This window comes from Weizmannia acidilactici (assembly GCF_008974225.1).
Taxonomy (GTDB): Bacteria; Bacillota; Bacilli; order Bacillales; family Bacillaceae_C; genus Weizmannia; species Weizmannia acidilactici.
In genome coordinates, this window is the sequence record NZ_BKZR01000055.1 from 1 (window position 1) to 18,847 (window position 18,847).

The following is an 18,847-nucleotide window of genomic DNA, read 5'->3' on the forward strand; positions in this document are numbered from 1 at the left end:
AGGGGCAGGATGAAAGCAGATTCGCAGGCGGATTTTATTGTGGTAAAGGCTTTGCAGGACGGTGTGAGTGTGATCGGGTTGTCAAGGGGCACTGACACAAAACTAAACCATACGGAAATGCTGGATCAAGGAGAGGTGCTTGTAGCGCAGTTTACCGAACATACTTCCATGATCAAGATCCGAGGGAATGCGCAAGTTTTAACAAGCATCGGGGATTTGGAAAGCGGGCCGGAAAAATAAACCGAAACCAATTTCTTAACGGCCGATTTCCATATGTGATATAATTAACTACAGCTTAATTTTAGGCGAGATCAACGAAGAAACGGGGAAAGGGTTATGTCATTGCTTGAACGGGAGCAGCAAGTTGCCGCGATTAAAAAATTGATAGAGCAGGAAGTTGCACATGATTATTTGAATCAATATATCGATGCCCCGTACATAGATGAAGACCGGATATTGCTGTTAACCACAAGCCTTGCGGGGCAGCCGTATTCGGAAAATGAAGTGAAGCAGTTTGTTGCGACCGCCATGCTGATCCAAATTGCCCTTGATACCCATGAAAAAGTGACCAATGTGAACGAAAAGCAGAGAAACCGCCAGCTGACGGTATTGGCAGGGGATTATTTCAGCAGCCTGTATTACAAACTGCTCGCAGGTGTGCGCAATGTGAAGCTTGTCGGTGTGTTGGCGGAGGGGATTAAATCCGTCAATGAGTATAAAGTGATGCTTTACCGGCTTGATGATTCCGATGCAGAAACATTCGTCGGCCATTTGAAAAAAACCGAATCCGGGATCATCACGAAATTTATGCAGTTTTTTAATTCGCAGCCGCTCATCCGTTTAAGCGAAGAACTGCTTTTGTTTAACCGGCTGTTAAGGGAAAAAGAAATGGCCGAAAGCGGCGGTTATTCCATGCTGCTTGATGCGCTCAAAACATTTACCTTTCCCGGCGAAAAACGGCCTTTTCAACAGCTGCCGCATGACAAAAAACGCATATTGTTTTATCGATGCGAAAATATCGTGAAAGAAAGTTTTCATGCGCTGCAGGGCGCCAGTGAAACTGTATCCGGCGCAAACCAAATGCTTTTGGACAGAATCCGCCTGCTGCTGGGCCGGTACGCCAATACAACGAGATTATATGCGGAAGAAGGGTAAAACTGATGATGCCAAAAGAAGAACGGGTTCACGCTGTTTTTGAAAAAATCTCAAAAAACTATGATTATATGAACTCGGTGATCAGCCTCAGGCAGCATAAAAGATGGCGCAATGAGACGATGAGAAAAATGGCTGTTAAAAAGGGGAGCACCGCACTTGACCTTTGCTGTGGCACGGCGGACTGGACGATTGCCCTGGCGGAAGCCGCAGGGGAAAGCGGTAAAGTGACCGGGCTCGATTTCAGCGAAAACATGCTTGAAGTCGCAAGGAAAAAAGTGGATGCGCTTCAGCTGAAAAATGTCGAACTCATTCACGGCAATGCAATGGAACTACCGTTTGAAGACAATACATTTGATTATGTGACGGTCGGGTTTGGATTAAGGAATGTCCCGGATTACAGGCAGGTTTTGCGCGAAATGCACAGGGTTCTGAAGCCGGGCGGCATGGCGGCCTGCCTCGAAACGTCCCAGCCGACAGTGCCGGGGTACCGGGAACTTTATTATTTTTATTTTCGCCGGATCATGCCGCTCCTTGGGAAATGGTTTGCCAAAAGCTATGAAGAGTATTCATGGCTCCAAGAGTCGGCGCGGAATTTCCCGGGAATGGAAGAACTGGCTGAAGCTTTTTCAGAAACGGGATTTGGGCGTATTTTGTATAAGCCGTTTGCCGGCGGCGCCGCGGCAGCGCATATCGCTTTTAAAGAGAAATCATGATCGGGTGGAGACGGAATGAAAGTACAAATGCTGTATTCGTTTTTAAAAAAGGACATTGATCTCATTGAAAAAGAATTGGAAAATGCCGTTGCTTCGAACTCCACTTTAATCAAGCAGGCCTCCGTCAACCTGTTGAAGGCAGGGGGGAAAAGGATCCGCCCTGTGTTTGTGCTGCTTGGCGCCAAATTCGGAAACTACGAAATTGAACGCGTAAAAAATGTGGCGGTTGCTTTGGAGCTGATCCATATGGCGTCTCTTGTGCACGACGATGTCATTGACGATTCCAAACTGCGCAGGGGAAAGCCGACTGTGCAAGCCGAATGGGACAACAGGATAGCGATGTATACGGGAGACTATATTTTGGCAAGCGCCCTTGAGTATATTACAAAAGTGGACGACTTGTCCGCACATCAAATTTTGGCGGATACGCTTGTCGAAGTATGTGTCGGTGAAATCGAACAAATCAAGGATAAATACCGGTTCAACCAAAATTTGCGCTGCTATTTGCGGCGGATTAAGCGGAAAACAGCTTTGCTGATTGCAGTCAGCTGCCAGCTGGGGGCGATTGCGGCGGGCGCAAGCGACAAGATCCACCGGCAATTGTTCCGTTTCGGCTACAATGTCGGCATGAGCTACCAAATTATCGATGATATTTTGGATTTTACCGGCACGGAGAAGCAGCTCGGGAAACCTGCGGGAGAAGACCTGCGCCAGGGCAATGTAACGCTGCCAGTGCTCTTTGCCATGGAGGATCCCGCTATTAAAAAGCGGCTCGAAAACGTCCACGAGCATATGCCAAAATCTGAACTGGCTGCAACGATCGACATGATCAAACAATCCGGTGCGATCGAAAAATCGTATGAAGTCAGCCGGTGCTACCTCGTCAAGGCGCTCGATTCGCTTCACGGGCTTCCGGACAGCCGTTTTAAAAAAACTCTTGAGGATCTGGCGCGGTATATGGGAAAAAGGAAATTTTAACAAGGCTAATCGGGAGGGTGCCGCCGGGGTGCCCCCTTATTTTTCGTTCCGGGAAAAATCGAAGCGCTTACTTGAAAAATATTGAGATTTTACCGGCAAAATGATACTATCTTTTATGGCTGTACATAATTCTGGAAATCAAAACGAATGGAGTGGATGTATTTTGGAAAGGACTTTTTTAATGGTAAAACCGGACGGGGTACAAAGGCAGCTGATCGGGGAAATCGTTTCCCGTTTTGAAAAAAAAGGATTCCGCCTTGTCGGGGCGAAGCTCATGCAAATTTCGACGGAGCTTGCCGAGAAACATTACGCGGAACATAAAGAGCGGCCTTTCTTCGGCGACCTGGTGGAATTTATCACTTCCGGCCCGGTCTTTGCAATGGTTTGGGAAGGTGAAAATGTCATCGCGACTGCACGGCAAATGATGGGCAAAACAAATCCGGCTGAAGCCGCGCCGGGAACGATCCGCGGCGATTACGGCATGATTGTCAGCAAAAATATCATTCATGGGTCGGACTCCGAAGAAAGCGCAAAACGCGAAATTTCGCTGTTTTTCCGCGAAGACGAGCTGCTTTCTTACAGCCGGCCTCTTGATTCTTCCATCTATTGACCGGCAATTCACAGTTTGGCGCATTTTTTCTCCGCGCCAATCTTTTTTTATGCTAAAATATGCATATACAATCGGCTCTTAATCGGCCTTAAACACGCGGCTATGTTAAAATTTATTGTTGATTATCGCGAAATTTGCTTGTTTTCCGTACGCGTCGCGAGCCTCTTCGCTTGATACCTTGCTGCGGGGTCTTGCCTGGCTTGCTTATCCCGCAGGAGTCTAAGAAATTAGCGATCGTCAACATTGATCACGAACATAGCCAAACAAATTAGAAAAACCATGGGGAAATGCATGATGAGTATTGGACTGGATGATTACGGCCGTTTCATTGCGCAGATGAAAAAGAAAACAGGGATTGATTTATCCCTTTATAAAGAAGCGCAAATGAAAAGGCGGCTAACAACTTTATATGAAAAAAGGGGCTTTTCCTCTTTCTGCGAGTTCTTTCAGGCATTGGACCGGGATGAACGGTTGCTTGAAGAATTTTTGGACAGAATGACGATAAATGTTTCAGAATTTTACAGAAATAAATCAAGATGGGATGTTCTCGAACAGAAAATACTGCCCCGTTTGCTGAAAGAAAGGGGAGACAGGTTAAAAATCTGGAGTGCGGCCGCTTCGACGGGCGAAGAACCATATACGATCGCCATGATCCTATCGAAATTTATGCCGCTTGACAAAGTGAAAATTTTGGCGACGGATATCGACAAAAATGCAATTGAAAAAGCTTTGGCAGGGGTTTATTCCGAGAGATCGATCATGGAAGTCCCGCCGGAGATGAAACGGAAGTACTTTAAAAAAAGCGGCGGCAACTTTTACCAAATTGCGGATGAAATTAAGGGAACTGTTACCTTTAAGCGCCATAATTTGCTTGCAGACCCGTATCCGGATGCGGATTTGATCGTCTGCCGGAATGTCTTGATTTATTTTACCGAAGAAGCGAAAAACATGGTTTACGAAAATTTCAGCCGTGCGCTGCATCAAAACGGCGCCTTGTTTGTCGGCAGCACGGAACAAATTTTTAATCCGGCTGCGTACGGGTTTGAAATAGAAGATACTTTTTTTTATAAAAAAATATAATGCGGCCGGAAAATTTATGTTTTAAATTTTCAAATGATATATCCGAATCCGAAATATTGTGATATAGTATAACATATGTAATGCTTTAAAGTGATGAAGGGGGACGTCAAATGAGATATTTAACGGCTGGAGAGTCGCACGGGCCGGCGCTGACCACGATCATCGAAGGGCTTCCTGCGGGGCTGCCATTAACCGCGGAAGATATCAATACCGACCTTGCAAGAAGGCAGAAAGGGTACGGGCGCGGCCGGAGAATGCAGATTGAAAAAGACAGGGCCGTCATTTCCGCAGGCGTCCGCCACGGTTTTACCCTCGGTTCGCCGGTAGCGTTGACGGTGGAAAACAAAGACTGGACCCACTGGACGAAAATCATGGGCATTGAGCCTCGCACGGAGGATGCGGAAGAAGTGAAACGGCGCGTCACACGCCCGCGTCCGGGGCATGCCGATCTGGTCGGCGGGATCAAATACGGCCATAGGGATATGCGCAACGTTTTGGAAAGGTCTTCTGCGCGGGAGACTACGGTCCGCGTTGCGGCGGGGGCTGTCGCGAAAAAACTGCTGAAGGAACTGGGGATTGAAGTCGCTTCCCATGTGCTCGAAATCGGGGGCGTGCGCGCGGAGCATACGCAGTACCGCTCTTTGGAAGACTTACGGGAAAAAGCGGAAGCGTCCCCGGTGCGCTGCTATGATGATGAGGCTGCCCAAAAAATGATGGAAGCCATTGATGAAGCGAAGAAAAAAGGGGATTCGATTGGCGGCATTGTCGAAGTGGTGGCAACAGGCATGCCTGCCGGGGTCGGGAGTTATGTGCATTACGACCGGAAGCTCGATGCAAAGCTTGCACATGCCATTGTCAGCATCAACGCGTTCAAGGGCGTGGAGTTCGGGCTTGGCTTTGAAATGGCGCACCGTTTCGGCAGTGAAGTCCATGATGAAATCATCTGGTCGGAAGCGGAAGGTTATACGCGCAAAACGAATCGGCTCGGCGGCTTTGAAGGCGGGATGACAACGGGGATGCCGATTGTAGTCCGCGGAGTAATGAAGCCGATCCCGACGCTTTATAAACCGCTGCAAAGCGTCGATATTGAAACGAAAGAACCGTTTGCGGCCAGCATCGAACGTTCCGATAGTTGCGCGGTACCCGCAGCGAGTGTCGTTGCCGAAGCAGCAGTTGCCTGGGAACTGGCTGAAGCGATCGTCGGCCAATTTTACAGCGACCGGATGGATGTGCTGAAACAAACAGTGGACGCGCAAAGAGAATACGGAAGGTTGTTTTAAATGGAATCGATCATCATTGACACAGAGACAAAACAATATCCGGTATACATAGGCAGCGGCCTGCTTGAAGAGCTCCGTCCGCTTGTTGAAAAATATACGCGCGTTATGGTTATTACTGACAAAAATGTCCGATCGCTCCATTTGGATGCGTTGCTAAATCATCTGCCGGAAGGGGCGGAAAACTGCGTGTTTACAGCGCCGGCCGGGGAAGATGCAAAAACGTTTGAAGTATATAAAGATGCTTTAACTTTTGCCGTCCGGCACCATTTGGACCGCAAATCGTGCATCCTGGCTTTCGGCGGGGGCGCGGTCGGTGATCTGGCCGGTTTTGTGGCTGCGACTTATATGCGGGGGATCGCGTTCATTCAGATCCCGACAACGATTTTGGCCCATGACAGCGCGGTCGGCGGCAAAGTGGCCATCAACCATCCGCTCGGGAAAAATCTTGTTGGCGTATTTTACCAACCTAAATTTGTGCTGTACGATACCGATTTTCTCCGTACGCTGCCAAAAGTGCAGCGGTTAAGCGGATTTGCCGAACTCGTCAAGCATGCGTTTATTTCGGATGAAGCTTTTTTGTCGGAACTGAAAAAAGAAGTACCGGACGGAGACCATATTTTATCACCCCGGCTGCCGGAACTGTTGAAAAAAGGTATCAAGGTCAAAGCCAATATTGTCCAAAAAGATGAAAAAGAGACGGGAGTGCGCGCTTTTTTGAATTTCGGGCACACGCTCGGTCATGCGCTTGAAGCACACGGCGGATATGGGGCCATTACGCACGGGGAAGCGGTCATGACCGGAATGGTGTATGCCCTTATGATCAGCAGGAAGCAGGCCGGCCTCCAATTCAATTTGGAAAAATTCACGGGCTGGATTGGGCAGCTCGGCTACGATTGGAAAATCCCGTCTGGTGCCAAATTTAAAGAAATTTATGCCTACATGGAGCGGGACAAAAAAACGATTGCCCAAAAGCCACGGTTTGTCCTTTTAAAATCCATCGGCGAACCGGAGCTTGCGGAAGTGGACAAGGAACTGCTCAGGAGCTTGTTTGAACTTCAGCAGAAAGGGAGGCTTGCATAAATATGATTCGCGGCATACGCGGGGCTACGACGGTCGACAGGGATGAAGAAGGGGCCATCCTTGCCGCCGCGGAAGAATTGATGAAGGCTTTGATTGAAAAAAACCAAATTGAGCCGGAGCGGGTGGCTTCCCTCTTTTTTTCGGTGACAGCGGACATCCGCGCGGCTTTCCCGTCCAAAATCATGCGTAAATTCCATGATTGGAAATATGTGCCGATCATGAATATGCAGGAAATTCCGGTTGAAGGAAGCCTTGCCGGGTGCATCCGGGTGCTAATCCATGTTGACACCGAGTTGGCGCAGGATGAAATCAAGCATGTTTATTTGCGCCGCGCATCCGTGCTTCGTCCGGATTTAAAAGTATTGGAATAGGAGTATAAACAATGAAATGGAGAACACAGATTACAGATTTAGAGGCATATGTGCCCGGAAAAACGATAGATGAAGTAAAAAAACAGTTCGGCCTGGATTCTATTGTGAAACTGGCATCCAATGAGAATCCGTTCGGCTATTCCCCGAAAGTGGATGAAGTTTTAAAAAACTTCCATGCTTCTTTTACTTTATATCCTGACGGGTATGCGACCCGGCTGAGGGAAGAAATGGCCGCCTTTTTGGGGGTCAGTGAAAAACAGCTGATTTTCGCGAACGGTACGGATGAGCTCATTCAAATCGTTTCAAGATCGCTGCTGGAGCCGGGCAAAAATACTGTCATGGCAGCTCCGACTTTTTCCCAATATCGCCACAATGCTGTGATTGAAGGGGCGGAAGTGCGGGAAGTGCCTTTAAAAGGCGGCCGGCATGATCTTGATGCAATGCTTGAACAAATCGATGAAAATACGGCAATTGTCTGGATTTGCAGCCCGAACAATCCGACGGGAACGTATACAACCGAAAAAGAATTAACGGCTTTTCTTGACCGGGTGCCGGAAGAAGTGCTCGTTTTTCTCGATGAGGCGTACGGTGAATATGTAGTGGCAGATGACTATTACGATTCCCTGCAATTATTCCGGAAATACAGCAACCTGATCGTCAGCCGCACATTTTCAAAAATTTACGGGCTTGCCAGTTTCCGTGTCGGATACGGGATTGCAAATGAAGCGGTCATCAGGGGGCTTGAGCCGGTCCGCCCGCCTTTTAACACAAACGTGCTCGGACAGATGGCGGCGATGGCGGCCATCAAAGACCAGGATTTTATCCGGGAATGCCGGGAAAAAAACCGGCGGGGGCTTCAGCAGTTTTATGATTTCTGTGGCCGTGCGGGGCTCTTCTACTATCCGTCGCAGACGAATTTTATTTTAATAGATTTCAAGTGTGACAGTGATAAAGTGTTCCAGTTTTTATTGCGGCACGGGTATATTGTGCGCTCCGGAAAACCGCTCGGGTTCCCGACATCGGTACGGGTCACGGTCGGGACGGAAGAACAGAACAATGGCGTCATCCAAAAAATGGGGGCTTTTCTTAAAGAGCTGCCTTCCGTGTTGCAATAACGCGATATTAGCCGATTTTGCCGTCCGGGCTTTAAAACGGTATTGAACAGGCCGCAACTGGCGGCGTTTCTAAAGTTTGATCTTTCGGGCGGCCAGCTTCCATAAGCTTGCGCCGTTTGACATGATATGAGGTGGATATCCCTTGCAAGGAAAAGTTTTCGTGATCGGGCTCGGCTTAATCGGGGGGTCCATCGCCCTTGCCATTAAAAAAGAACACCCTGAAGCCACGGTCATCGGGTTTGACGCCAGACTGGAAGAAATGAAGATGGCAAAAGCGATGATGGTGGTGGACGGCTATGTGGAAAACATCAAAGGTGGCGCAGCCGGGGCCGACTTGATCATTTTAGCGACGCCGGTGCTTGTGACGGAAAAACTGGTCCGGCAGTTGCTGCAGATGGAATTGAAAGAAAATGTGATCGTGACGGATACGGGCAGCACAAAAGAAAGCATCATGGCACAGGCTGTGCAGTTTAAAGAAAAAGGCATCGTGTTTATTGGCGGGCACCCGATGGCCGGTTCGCATAAAAGTGGTGTGACTGCCGCCAAACCTACCCTTTTTGAAAATGCTTTTTATTTGCTCGCGCCGTACGATAAACGTTCAAAAATGAAAACGGAAGAATTGGAGCGCTGGCTGAAAGGGACGCGCGCCAACTTTATTACGGTATCGCCGGAAGAGCATGATGAAATGGTTGCGATCATCAGCCATTTCCCGCATGTGGTTGCAGCGTCTCTTGTGCATCTTGTCAAGGATGCGGATGCGGAATACCCGCTTTTAAAAAGGCTTGCTGCCGGGGGATTCCGCGATATCACAAGGATTGCCTCTTCAAGCCCGCAGATGTGGGCGGATATCTCGATCGGCAACCGGGAAAACCTGATTGCCCTTTTGGACCGTTGGACGGAAAATCTGCAAAAAGTCAAAAGGGCGCTCGAGGAAAGCAAGTACGATGATTTGTTCCGCTTTTACGCGGAAGCGAAACAATACCGCGACCGCCTCCCGATCAGCGGTTCCGGCGCCATTCCTTCGTTCTATGATTTATTCGTCGATATTCCGGATATCCCGGGTGTCGTATCTGAAATTACGAATAAATTGGCGGAAAAAGGCATCTCGATTACCAATATCCGCATCCTTGAAACGCGGGAAGATGTTTACGGCGTACTCAGGATCAGTTTCCGGTCGGAAAAGGACCGCGATAACGCGTTAAAGCTTTTAAAGGAAGAAACCCCGCATGAAGTATATATTCAATAGAAGGTGGTGTTCGCCATGCTGAAATTATCGCCTGCTGAAAAAGGATTGAAAGGGACGATTGAAGTTCCCGGAGACAAATCGATTTCGCACCGTTCGGTGATGTTTGCATCCGTTGCCGAAGGGAGGACAACCGTCGAAAACTTTTTACCCGGCGCCGATTGCCTGAGTACCATCGCGTGTTTTCAAAAACTGGGTGTTACAATCGAACGACACGGGAACCGGGTTGTCGTCGAAGGGAAAGGCTGGAACGGGCTGGAGGAGCCAAAAACCGTGCTGGATACCGGAAATTCTGGAACGACCACCCGCCTGATGCTCGGGATACTCGCAGGCCGTCCTTTCCACTCCGTGATAATCGGCGATGACTCGATCGCAAGGCGGCCGATGAACCGTGTCACAAAGCCGCTCCGCGACATGGGCGCACACATTGACGGCAGGGAAAACGGCAATTTCACGCCGTTATCTGTAAGAGGCGGTGCGCTGCGCCCGATCGATTACCGGATGACTGTTGCGAGCGCGCAAGTCAAATCGGCGGTCCTTTTAGCAGGGCTCCAGGCGGAAGGAATCACGCGCATCCATGAGCTGCAGCCGACGCGCGACCATACGGAACGCATGATCCGTGCATTCGGCGGAAGCGTGGAAACGGACGGGAAAACGGTAGCCGTTCGTGGTGGGCAGGCTTTGAACGGCACCGATATTTTTGTTCCCGGGGATATATCCTCTGCTGCTTTTTTTATGGCTGCCGCCTGCATTGTCCCGGGAAGCGAAATCATCCTGCCGAATGTTGGGCTGAACCCTACGCGTGCCGGGATCATTGAAGTGCTGGAAAAAATGGGTGCTTCTCTTGAAGTGATAGATAGAAGTGATACAAAGCAGGGTGAACAAAAAGGAACTGTGAAGGTCCGGTTTTCCGCATTAAAAGGGGTGGAAATCAGCGGTGCCCTCATCCCGCGCTTGATCGATGAAATTCCAATCATCGCTCTTCTCGCCACCCAGGCGGAAGGAACGACAGTCATCAAAGACGCGCAGGAACTGAAAGTAAAAGAAACGAACCGCATTGATACGGTTGTTGAAGAACTGAAAAAACTGGGCGCCAAAATCGAAGCAACGGAAGACGGCATGGTCATTGAAGGCCCTAATCGGCTTTTGTGCGGTGCAGTGGACAGCCGCGGGGACCACCGGATCGGCATGATGCTGTCTGTTGCTTCCCTGATCTGCCGGGATGCTGTTTATTTGGAAAACGCAGAAGCCATCAATGTGTCGTATCCGGGCTTTTTCGGCGACCTGAAATCCGTTCTGTAAAGTGAATAAAGTTTGTCAAGTGGCGGAGCGGCGGGCCGCATGGTTCCGGCGCTCCGCCATTTTTTCGCATAAAATAAAGGAATTTTAACATACGATGGAGAAATATTTTGTATGGATATATCCAAATAAAGGCAGACTATTTGCCCTGGCCTTCAAAATTTTTTATGATAAAGTTAACATACAGGAATATACATCAAAGAATATTGGATTAGAGGAAGGTTTTCATGAGCTTAGTTGAACAATTGTTGGATCATTTGGAAGAAGGCCGGCTCGAGAAGGCGAAGAAAGAGTTTGAAGATTTCCTTTCTCTCGGATCGGACGAAGAAAAATATGCGCTTGCCGAACAGCTGATGGGCCTTGGCTTCCTGAATGAAGCCCAGCAATTATATAAAGATCTGCTGGCGTCTTATCCGGACGATGGCGAGCTGATCATCCTGATGGCGGAAACGCTCATTGACATGGATAAAGAAGAAGAAGCAATTTTGTATTTGGACCGCATTTTGGAGACGGACCCCGATTACCCGCGCGCATTGCTTTTGCTCGCCGACTTGTACCAAATGCAGGGACTGTATGAAGTCAGCGAGAAAAAATTGCTGGAAGCATGCACGCTTTTGCCGGAAGAACCGGTTGTCCATTATGCCCTGGCGGAGTTTTATGCTTCGGAAGCCCGCTATGCGGAAGCGGTCCGGGATTATGAGTGGCTTTTGGACAAAGGCATTGAAACGCTGGGGGACACAAATATCCACGGGCGCCTTGCCGAAGTTTTAAGTGCTGCTGGCGCGTTTGAGGATGCGCTCCACCATTATGAACATGCAATGGAAAGCCGCCTTGAAACGAATACTTTATTTGGATATGCCCTGACCGCCTACCAGGCAGGGTTTTATAAAAAAGCGATCGAACTGTTTGAGGAGTTGAGGGAACTCGATCCCGGTTACAACCCGCTGTATCTTTATCTCGGCCGCGCTTATGAACATGAGGGAATGCTTAAAGAAGCACTTTCATCCGCCGAAAAAGGCTTGCGTGAGGATGAGTTCAACAAGGAGCTTTACCATTTTGCCGGAAAAATCGCAGTAAAACTCGGCCGCGAAGAAACGGCGGAACAGTATTTCCAAAAAGCGCTGGAACTTGACCCGGGTTATCTCGATGCAGCCTTGTCGTATAATCAACTGCTTTTGCACGAGGAGCGGTACAATGAAGTGGCGGAGAGAACGGTGAAGATGGAAAAAGAAGGCGATACCGATCCGCAGCTTTACTGGAATCTAGCTGTTTCATTCCGGCACCTTGAAGAATATTCGCAGGCATTAAAGTATTATGGGTACGCATATAATGATTTACAAAACGACCCTGAATTTCTTGAGGATTACGGCTATTTCCTGATTGAGGAAGGAAGAAGGGAACAGGCTGCAGGCATTTTCCGCAGGCTGCTTGAGGAAGACTCGGCAAACGATGAATGGATTTCCCTGCTTGAAAGGCTGGAAGACGGGGTGTAACGGTCCGGGCGGCCGTCCCCGTCCCGCCAAACATTTTCGTAGGCGGTTTGCAATGGAAAAAGGTATAATAAAGATGTAAGCTATGACTTTATCAAAAATGCATCTTTTCCGCGCAATCACGCGGCCATTCAATTTGCAGAGGAGGGATTACCATGGCTCTCACCCCTGTTTCAATCAACGAGAAGAAGGAGTTTATTCGCTGGTTTTTAAATCATTACCAATTAAAGAGAAGAGAATCGGTTTGGATTTTAAATTATTTGATGAGCCACGACCAGCTGATGGAAAAAGTCCATTTTGTTGAAGAAGCGCATCTATGCCCGCGCGGTATCATCATGTCCACCCACTGCGTAGACAATGTGCCGTTCCGCTTTTATAAAGATAACATCATGACAACGGACGCGGAAAAATCTTTCCATGATATCCGGTTAAATCGCGATGAGGATATATACATCCAACTCAACTTTAAGCAATCCCATCTGTCTTACCAGTATGCGGCAGTGCTCGAGGAAAACCCTTATATGCCGAAAGACCTGCATATCAATGATTCTGACCGGCAGTTGGTGGAGAAATTATTGGAGCAAAGCATTAAAGATTTTAAACGCAATCAATTGCTGGAAGAAATTGATAAGGCGCTGGATGAAAAAGATTACGTGCGCTTCGTCGAATTAAGCGAACAGATAAAAAAACTGGATGCATGAAAAGTGCTCCCGTGTTTTTTGTTCTGAAAAATGAAAGGGGTATCATATTGCTTTGGTGCGCAAAAGATATGGAATTATATGTACAGGAACGTCCCTTTATTGATACGGCCGTTCTGCCGCTTGTTCCCGTTTCCTTTGATAGAAACATCAGGCAGCTGGCTTCCCAGTTTGAATGGATACAATTTGTGGCTGGCTGCCTTGAATCTCAGTTTAAGGGCCGGATCGTCCTTCTGCCCGCTTTTTCCTATTTGCAGCATACGGCCGCGGAAAGTGCCGGAGCAATGCTTTTGGCATGGGAAGCGGAAATGACCGAAAGCGGGTTCCGGCATATTTTTTACTTGACGAGCGACCCAAGTTGGCAACCCTTCCAGTCTGAATTGAACGGTTCCGTTGTCTGGCTACCGGCTGTCCCGCTTGAACATATGGAGCAAAAACACCGGGAAACGGTCGTGGATGAACAGGTTAAACAATTGATCTCCATTATTGTCCGTGAATGGCAGGAGGATAAAACATAACTATATCAAAATATCAGTTTATTTTGATTAGAAAGATATCAGACACAAATTCGACATATTTTCATTGACCACTTGGAAAGTTTGATCTATGATATTGTTGTATCTATTTGGAATTTCGGAACAATTGAATCGATACTGCCGTAAGGGGGGAACAGGGTGAGTAAAGATCCGGTTTCAAGAAGGCAATTTTTAAATTACACGCTCATGGGTGTAGGCGGTTTTATGGCTGCCGGAGTGGTCATGCCGATGCTTCGCTTTGCCGTTGACCCGGTGCTTGAAGTGGAAGCGGCCGGTAATTTCCATGCTACAAAATTGAAAGTTTCCGATATTACAAGCGAGCCGCAGCGCGTTGATTTCAAATACGAGCAGACGGACGGCTGGTACAAGTCCGATGTGACGCAGACGGCCTGGGTTTATAAGGACGAAAAAGGCGATATTGTGGCGCTGTCCCCGACGTGCAAGCATTTGGGCTGCACCGTGAACTGGAGTACGAACAAGCAACATCCGAACCAGTTCTTTTGCCCATGCCACGGCGGCCGGTACGAAAAAAACGGGAAAAACGTGCCGGGCACACCGCCTGCCGCGCCATTGGATGCATATCCTACGAAAGTAAAGGGCGGGTATTTGTATTTGGGTAAACCGCAGCCAAATCCGTATGTGAAGTGAGGGGGAAGAGATGCTTAGCAAATTGTATGACTGGGTGGATGAACGTCTGGATATTACACCGCTCTGGCGGGATATCGCAGACCACGAAGTGCCGGAACATGTCAACCCGGCGCACCATTTTTCGGCATTTGTCTATTGCTTCGGGGGTTTGACGTTCTTTATTACGGTGATCCAAATTCTTTCCGGCATGTTTTTGACAATGTACTATGTCCCGGATATTAAAAATGCCTGGAATTCCGTCTACTATTTGCAGCATGATGTGGCATACGGCCAAATCGTCAGGGGGATGCACCACTGGGGGGCAAGCCTCGTCATTGTCATGATGTTTTTACATACGCTGCGTGTGTTTTTCCAGGGTGCTTACAAAAAACCGCGTGAACTGAACTGGATTGTCGGCGTATTGATTTTTTTTGTCATGCTTGGGCTCGGCCTGACCGGTTATTTGCTTCCTTGGGATATGAAAGCGCTTTTTGCGACAAAGGTGAGCTTGCAGATTGCGGATTCCGTCCCGTTGATCGGCCCGTACATTAAAACGCTTCTGGCAGGCCATCCGGATATCGTCGGGGCGCAGACGTTGACAAGGTTTTTTGCCATCCACGTCTTTTTCCTGCCGGCGGTTTTGCTGCTTTTGCTTGCCGCCCACTTTTTGATGATCCGCAAGCAGGGGATTTCCGGTCCGCTGTAATGTAAAAAACGATTGATCACGGGCAAAAGGAGGGGAAAGGATGCACCGCGGAAAGGGAATGAAATTTGTTGGCGATTCCAGGGTTAGCGCGGTACGCAAACCGAATGTCCCAAAAGATTGTTCGGAGTATCCCGGTAAAACGGAAGCTTTCTGGCCAAATTTTTTGTTAAAGGAATGGTTCGTCGGCGCAGTTTTTCTCGTAGGTTTCTTATGCCTGACCGCCGCTCACCCGGCGCCGCTCGAACGGATTGCGGATCCGACCGACACAAGTTATATTCCGATGCCGGACTGGTATTTTTTATTCCTATATGAACTGTTAAAATATTCGTATTCATCCGGCCCGTACCAGGTGATCGGTCTGGCCATCCCGGGGGTTGCTTTTTTAGCACTGCTGTTGGCGCCGTTTATTGACCGCGGGACTGAACGCCGGCCGCTCAAAAGGCCGCTGGCAACAGGGTTTATGCTGCTTGCGGTTTGCGCAATCTTTTATTTGACATGGGAAGCTGCCGCCCACCATGACTGGAAAAAAGCAAAAGAGCAGGGGAAAATCGTCAAGCAGGTGGCAATCGACAAAAATTCGGATGGCTATAAAATTTTTGCCAAGCAGACTTGTGTAACCTGCCATGGCGGGAACCTCCAAGGAAGTGAGGCGGCGCCTTCCCTTGTGGGTACCGGACTGAGCGCAGATGAAATTGCAAAAATTGCCAGGAAAGGGAAAGGAAATATGCCTCCCAACCAATTCAAAGGATCGGACCAGGATTTGAAAAAATTAGCCGATTTTATTGCGGGATTAAAATCGGAGTAGTTTCGTTTACGAAGAGCCGGCATGTCCGGATTTTTTCGTTTTCATGCAAATGGTACAATAGGAATATCTTTTTTTGAAAATGAGGGAAAACAATGATCTTACAAGCATTTTATGCCATGTTGGCGGACCGGCGTGTCATATGGGCTTTGTTTTTCATCAATATCATTGGCACCATTTACGGTTATGTCTGGTATGGATGGCAGTTGAAAGCTACGCCGCCGCAATTTTTGCCATTTGTGCCGGACAGCCCGACCGCCAGTCTTTTCTTTGTTTTTGTGCTGCTTTCATTTTTATGGCGGAAGCATAGGCCGTATTTAGAGGCGCTCGCGATGGTGACGCTTTTTAAGTACGGGATTTGGGCGGTTGTGATGAATATATTGATGCTGCTTGTGAACGGCAATTTGCCTTGGCAGGGTTATATGCTGATTGTCTCCCATTTTGCGATGGCCGTCGAGGGCATGTTGTATGCGCCGTTTTACAGATTTAAAATGAAACATCTTTTGGTTGCCGCGGTTTGGACTTTGCATAATGACATTATTGACTACGTGTTTATGCAGTTTCCGCGTTACGAAGATTTATACATGTACATACGCGAAATCGGTTATTTTACATTTTGGCTAAGCATCTTTTCCCTTTTCACCGCTTATGTGCTTGCGATCAGGAGCAGTCGGCCCAAATTGGAACTTTAGGCGTGCGCCTTTTCCCCGCCGTGTTTTATTTCAGGCAAAGGACTAAAAAATCCGTACGCACGTGCTCAGCCTCCGCTTTTTTTGGTCTACTCTTGTCCGTCCCTTCATAGATTAGTAACAGTATGAGGGGGGACAAGGATGAGGAGAAAAGTAGCGATCCTTCTTTGTGTGTTAATGTTATGCTTTGCCGGAAAAAGTATTGCGAAAAGCCCCGCAGGATCGATGGCGCGTTTAAACGATTTAAGCGATGAAGCCCTGCAGCTTACAAAAAACGGGCAATATGAAGAAGCGAAAAATGTGCTTCGCGAATTTTCGGATGAATTTGCCAAGCAATCACTGAATGATAAACATTTGACGATGGACGAGCTGAGAATTTTGACGGTTACACATGACGAAGCGGTGAAAGCTTTAACAAAAGCAAGCGTGCAGCCTGAAGAGAAAGTGGATGCCTGCACATCGTTCCGCCTCGTTGTCGATGCTCTTCAATCGAAATACCAACCGCTTTGGACGGAAATGGAAGAACCGGTGATGGCTTCGTTTGCGGAGGTCAAAAAAGCCGCCGCATCGGGCAACACAGAAACCTATAACGAGAAGTTAAACCAATTTTTAAAACAATTTTCAGTTATCGAGCCGAGTTTAAAAGTCGATCTCCCGGTGGAAGAGCTGCAGCGTCTCAATTCAAAAATTTCATTTATTGACAAGTACCGGGCCGAAGTGATGAACGGTGGGTCCGGGGCAAAAGAATTGGATGCGCTTCAATCAAATTTAAAGCAGCTGTTTTCCAAAATGAAAGAAGATGAAGCAGATCCTTCGCTCTGGTGGGTGATGATTTCGACAGGCAGTATTATTATCTTGACTTTATCGTACGTCGGATGGAGAAAATATAAGGGGCAGAAAGAAGAGCGTCAACAGACTGATCATGTGGATTGACCTTTTGACCCTGTTTGAATACAATAGAGTAAAGACAACCATGGAGGGTGGCAAATGTCGTTTCTAATTTACTATCTCATTTTGGCGATTATTCCGATCTGGGCCCAAATGAAGGTAAAAAGGACATACAGTAAATATGAAAGGGTCTATAACGCTTCCGGCATGACAGGTGCTGAAGTGGCAAGAATGATTTTGGATGAGAACGGATTGTACCATGTGAAAGTGCTGGAGCACAGCGGTTTTTTGAGCGACCATTACAACCCGATTGATAAAACCGTCAACTTATCGACGTCCAACTACCACGGCAGGTCCATCGCCGGGGCAGCAGTTGCGGCGCACGAATGCGGGCACGCCATCCAGGATAAGGTGAGCTACGGCCCGCTGCGGTTACGCCACCGCCTTGTTCCGGCGGCAAATCTCGGCAGCAACGCATCCTGGATTTTCATTTTGATTGGCTTGTTCACCCATGCGACAGGGATGTTCCTGCTCGGGATCATATTAATGGCGCTTGCCGTTCTGTTCCAGCTCGTGACATTGCCTGTCGAATTCAATGCTTCTTCACGCGCGTTGAAGCAGGTGACCGCTCTCGGCATCATCCGCGACGGCGAAGAAAGGGAAGCGCGCCAGGTGTTGTCGGCCGCGGCACTGACGTATGTGGCGGCGGCAGCCGTTGCGGTGATTGAACTGCTGCGTTTAATCCTCATCTTTTCCAACTTGAACGGAAACAATAACAACAATAATTAATGCGTTTCGCGGGCTTCCCGTCTGCTTCGGCAGTGCGGGAAGCTTTTTTGCTGTATTGCCGCACACCCCCAAATATAATATAATGATATAGTTTGGTTGTCCCCAACCCGTGGTTCGAAACCATCCCACGCAAAAAAACTAAGGAGAAGATGTACAATGAAATTAAGAACTTTGGCAGTCAACGGCATTTTGGCGGCTTTGTATATTGCCGTGACCTTTTTCATCCAGCCGTTCGGATTTACGAATGTCCAGTTCCGTATTTCCGAAATGTTTAACCATCTTGTTGTATTTAACAAAAAGTATATGATCGGCATTGTTTTAGGGGTGTTTTTAGCGAATTTGTTTTTCTCGCCAATGGTGGCATATGATTTAATTTTCGGCACAGGCCAGTCCATTATTGCATTGCTCATCACGATTTTTTCAACCAGTTTTATAAAAGGCATTTGGGCAAGGATGATGTTCAATACGGCCGTGTTTACAGTCACAATGTTTATGATTGCATGGGAATTGAACCTTGCTTTCCATTATCCTTTCTTCTTGACATGGCTGGCAACCGCTGCGGGTGAGTTTGCTGTCATGCTTGTCGGCGCACCAATCATGTATGCCATCAATAAACGTGTCCGTTTTGAAAAATTGATTTAAATATAGATGTGCCCAACAAAAAGAGCTGCTGGCACCGCGCCGCAGCTCTTTTTTCC

At 48.1% G+C, this 18,847-nt stretch carries 22 protein-coding genes and 1 riboswitch; all 22 genes read left to right on the forward strand.

Going from position 1 to position 18,847, the window contains the following annotated elements; all coding sequences use genetic code 11:
• The first annotated feature begins 9 nt into the window (after positions 1 to 9).
• The 22 genes from mtrB to GBH70_RS15025 all read left to right on the forward strand — a co-directional run bounded on the left by mtrB (position 10) and on the right by GBH70_RS15025 (position 18,791).
• Entirely contained in the window at positions 10 to 240 is a 231-nt protein-coding gene (mtrB, locus tag GBH70_RS14920; protein ID WP_151681771.1) for a trp RNA-binding attenuation protein MtrB, read from the forward strand.
• A gap of 96 nt (positions 241 to 336) precedes the next feature.
• Positions 337 to 1,155: a heptaprenyl diphosphate synthase component 1 gene (locus GBH70_RS14925; protein WP_151681772.1), complete on the forward strand. Its 819-nt coding sequence runs from the start codon at positions 337 to 339 to the stop codon at positions 1,153 to 1,155.
• Positions 1,156 to 1,160: 5 nt separating this feature from the next.
• Positions 1,161 to 1,868 (forward strand): demethylmenaquinone methyltransferase, encoded by a 708-nt coding sequence (locus GBH70_RS14930; protein ID WP_151681773.1) that lies wholly within the window; start codon positions 1,161 to 1,163, stop codon positions 1,866 to 1,868.
• 15 nt (positions 1,869 to 1,883) lie between these two features.
• Positions 1,884 to 2,846: a heptaprenyl diphosphate synthase component II gene (gene hepT / locus GBH70_RS14935; RefSeq protein ID WP_151681774.1), complete on the forward strand. Its 963-nt coding sequence runs from the start codon at positions 1,884 to 1,886 to the stop codon at positions 2,844 to 2,846.
• 163 nt (positions 2,847 to 3,009) lie between these two features.
• Positions 3,010 to 3,456, forward strand: a complete 447-nt coding sequence (ndk, locus tag GBH70_RS14940) for a nucleoside-diphosphate kinase (RefSeq protein ID WP_151681775.1) — start codon at positions 3,010 to 3,012, stop codon at positions 3,454 to 3,456.
• 294 nt (positions 3,457 to 3,750) lie between these two features.
• Positions 3,751 to 4,536: a CheR family methyltransferase gene (locus GBH70_RS14945; RefSeq protein ID WP_151681776.1), complete on the forward strand. Its 786-nt coding sequence runs from the start codon at positions 3,751 to 3,753 to the stop codon at positions 4,534 to 4,536.
• Positions 4,537 to 4,646: 110 nt separating this feature from the next.
• Positions 4,647 to 5,816, forward strand: coding sequence for a chorismate synthase (gene aroC / locus GBH70_RS14950; protein ID WP_151681777.1), 1,170 nt, complete (start codon positions 4,647 to 4,649; stop codon positions 5,814 to 5,816).
• Complete coding sequence (aroB, locus tag GBH70_RS14955; RefSeq protein WP_151681778.1) at positions 5,817 to 6,896, forward strand: 3-dehydroquinate synthase; 1,080 nt, start codon at positions 5,817 to 5,819, stop codon at positions 6,894 to 6,896.
• Between the two features lie 2 nt (positions 6,897 to 6,898).
• Positions 6,899 to 7,267: a chorismate mutase gene (gene aroH / locus GBH70_RS14960; protein WP_151681779.1), complete on the forward strand. Its 369-nt coding sequence runs from the start codon at positions 6,899 to 6,901 to the stop codon at positions 7,265 to 7,267.
• Positions 7,268 to 7,278: 11 nt separating this feature from the next.
• Positions 7,279 to 8,382, forward strand: a complete 1,104-nt coding sequence (gene hisC / locus GBH70_RS14965; protein WP_151681780.1) for a histidinol-phosphate transaminase — start codon at positions 7,279 to 7,281, stop codon at positions 8,380 to 8,382.
• A 142-nt stretch (positions 8,383 to 8,524) separates the two neighbouring features.
• A complete protein-coding gene (locus tag GBH70_RS14970) occupies positions 8,525 to 9,628 on the forward strand; it encodes a prephenate dehydrogenase (RefSeq protein ID WP_151681781.1) in 1,104 nt (367 codons plus the stop codon).
• Between the two features lie 15 nt (positions 9,629 to 9,643).
• Entirely contained in the window at positions 9,644 to 10,927 is a 1,284-nt protein-coding gene (gene aroA / locus GBH70_RS14975) for a 3-phosphoshikimate 1-carboxyvinyltransferase (protein WP_151681782.1), read from the forward strand.
• 224 nt (positions 10,928 to 11,151) lie between these two features.
• Positions 11,152 to 12,417, forward strand: coding sequence for a tetratricopeptide repeat protein (locus tag GBH70_RS14980; RefSeq protein ID WP_151681783.1), 1,266 nt, complete (start codon positions 11,152 to 11,154; stop codon positions 12,415 to 12,417).
• A gap of 152 nt (positions 12,418 to 12,569) precedes the next feature.
• Entirely contained in the window at positions 12,570 to 13,115 is a 546-nt protein-coding gene (locus GBH70_RS14985; protein WP_151681784.1) for a ReoY family proteolytic degradation factor, read from the forward strand.
• 68 nt (positions 13,116 to 13,183) lie between these two features.
• Positions 13,184 to 13,630 carry a YpiF family protein gene (locus tag GBH70_RS14990; protein WP_253693973.1) on the forward strand — a complete coding sequence of 149 codons (447 nt, stop codon included), beginning with the start codon at positions 13,184 to 13,186 and terminating at the stop codon, positions 13,628 to 13,630.
• Positions 13,631 to 13,786: 156 nt separating this feature from the next.
• The gene (locus tag GBH70_RS14995; RefSeq protein WP_269467546.1) at positions 13,787 to 14,296 is read left to right on the forward strand and encodes a QcrA and Rieske domain-containing protein; all 510 of its coding nucleotides are present in this window, start codon (positions 13,787 to 13,789) and stop codon (positions 14,294 to 14,296) included.
• Positions 14,297 to 14,306: 10 nt separating this feature from the next.
• Positions 14,307 to 14,981, forward strand: coding sequence for a menaquinol-cytochrome c reductase cytochrome b subunit (gene qcrB / locus GBH70_RS15000; protein WP_151681786.1), 675 nt, complete (start codon positions 14,307 to 14,309; stop codon positions 14,979 to 14,981).
• Positions 14,982 to 15,021: 40 nt separating this feature from the next.
• Positions 15,022 to 15,786, forward strand: a complete 765-nt coding sequence (locus tag GBH70_RS15005) for a menaquinol-cytochrome c reductase cytochrome b/c subunit (RefSeq protein WP_151681787.1) — start codon at positions 15,022 to 15,024, stop codon at positions 15,784 to 15,786.
• 92 nt (positions 15,787 to 15,878) lie between these two features.
• Complete coding sequence (lhaT, locus tag GBH70_RS15010) at positions 15,879 to 16,475, forward strand: lipoprotein heptaprenylglyceryl N-acetyltransferase LhaT (RefSeq protein ID WP_151681788.1); 597 nt, start codon at positions 15,879 to 15,881, stop codon at positions 16,473 to 16,475.
• A gap of 138 nt (positions 16,476 to 16,613) precedes the next feature.
• Complete coding sequence (gene ypjB, locus GBH70_RS15015) at positions 16,614 to 17,405, forward strand: sporulation protein YpjB (protein WP_151681789.1); 792 nt, start codon at positions 16,614 to 16,616, stop codon at positions 17,403 to 17,405.
• A gap of 54 nt (positions 17,406 to 17,459) precedes the next feature.
• Entirely contained in the window at positions 17,460 to 18,149 is a 690-nt protein-coding gene (locus tag GBH70_RS15020) for a zinc metallopeptidase (RefSeq protein WP_151681790.1), read from the forward strand.
• 103 nt (positions 18,150 to 18,252) lie between these two features.
• Positions 18,253 to 18,297: riboswitch (PreQ1 riboswitch) on the forward strand.
• A gap of 8 nt (positions 18,298 to 18,305) precedes the next feature.
• Entirely contained in the window at positions 18,306 to 18,791 is a 486-nt protein-coding gene (locus GBH70_RS15025) for a QueT transporter family protein (protein WP_151681791.1), read from the forward strand.
• The last annotated feature ends 56 nt before the right edge of the window (positions 18,792 to 18,847 follow it).

Excerpts from the sequence above, each read along its gene's own strand:
- mtrB (WP_151681771.1), top strand. The coding sequence starts at position 10 with ATGAAAGCAGATTCGCAGGCGGATTTTATTGTGGTAAAGGCTTTGCAG.
- GBH70_RS14925 (WP_151681772.1), top strand. The coding sequence starts at position 337 with ATGTCATTGCTTGAACGGGAGCAGCAAGTTGCCGCGATTAAAAAATTG.
- GBH70_RS14930 (WP_151681773.1), top strand. The coding sequence starts at position 1,161 with ATGATGCCAAAAGAAGAACGGGTTCACGCTGTTTTTGAAAAAATCTCA.
- hepT (WP_151681774.1), top strand. The coding sequence starts at position 1,884 with ATGAAAGTACAAATGCTGTATTCGTTTTTAAAAAAGGACATTGATCTC.
- GBH70_RS14945 (WP_151681776.1), top strand. The coding sequence starts at position 3,751 with ATGAGTATTGGACTGGATGATTACGGCCGTTTCATTGCGCAGATGAAA.
- aroC (WP_151681777.1), top strand. The coding sequence starts at position 4,647 with ATGAGATATTTAACGGCTGGAGAGTCGCACGGGCCGGCGCTGACCACG.
- aroB (WP_151681778.1), top strand. The coding sequence starts at position 5,817 with ATGGAATCGATCATCATTGACACAGAGACAAAACAATATCCGGTATAC.
- aroH (WP_151681779.1), top strand. The coding sequence starts at position 6,899 with ATGATTCGCGGCATACGCGGGGCTACGACGGTCGACAGGGATGAAGAA.
- hisC (WP_151681780.1), top strand. The coding sequence starts at position 7,279 with ATGAAATGGAGAACACAGATTACAGATTTAGAGGCATATGTGCCCGGA.
- aroA (WP_151681782.1), top strand. The coding sequence starts at position 9,644 with ATGCTGAAATTATCGCCTGCTGAAAAAGGATTGAAAGGGACGATTGAA.
- GBH70_RS14980 (WP_151681783.1), top strand. The coding sequence starts at position 11,152 with ATGAGCTTAGTTGAACAATTGTTGGATCATTTGGAAGAAGGCCGGCTC.
- GBH70_RS14985 (WP_151681784.1), top strand. The coding sequence starts at position 12,570 with ATGGCTCTCACCCCTGTTTCAATCAACGAGAAGAAGGAGTTTATTCGC.
- GBH70_RS14990 (WP_253693973.1), top strand. The coding sequence starts at position 13,184 with ATGGAATTATATGTACAGGAACGTCCCTTTATTGATACGGCCGTTCTG.
- qcrB (WP_151681786.1), top strand. The coding sequence starts at position 14,307 with ATGCTTAGCAAATTGTATGACTGGGTGGATGAACGTCTGGATATTACA.
- GBH70_RS15005 (WP_151681787.1), top strand. The coding sequence starts at position 15,022 with ATGCACCGCGGAAAGGGAATGAAATTTGTTGGCGATTCCAGGGTTAGC.
- lhaT (WP_151681788.1), top strand. The coding sequence starts at position 15,879 with ATGATCTTACAAGCATTTTATGCCATGTTGGCGGACCGGCGTGTCATA.
- ypjB (WP_151681789.1), top strand. The coding sequence starts at position 16,614 with ATGAGGAGAAAAGTAGCGATCCTTCTTTGTGTGTTAATGTTATGCTTT.
- GBH70_RS15020 (WP_151681790.1), top strand. The coding sequence starts at position 17,460 with ATGTCGTTTCTAATTTACTATCTCATTTTGGCGATTATTCCGATCTGG.
- GBH70_RS15025 (WP_151681791.1), top strand. The coding sequence starts at position 18,306 with ATGAAATTAAGAACTTTGGCAGTCAACGGCATTTTGGCGGCTTTGTAT.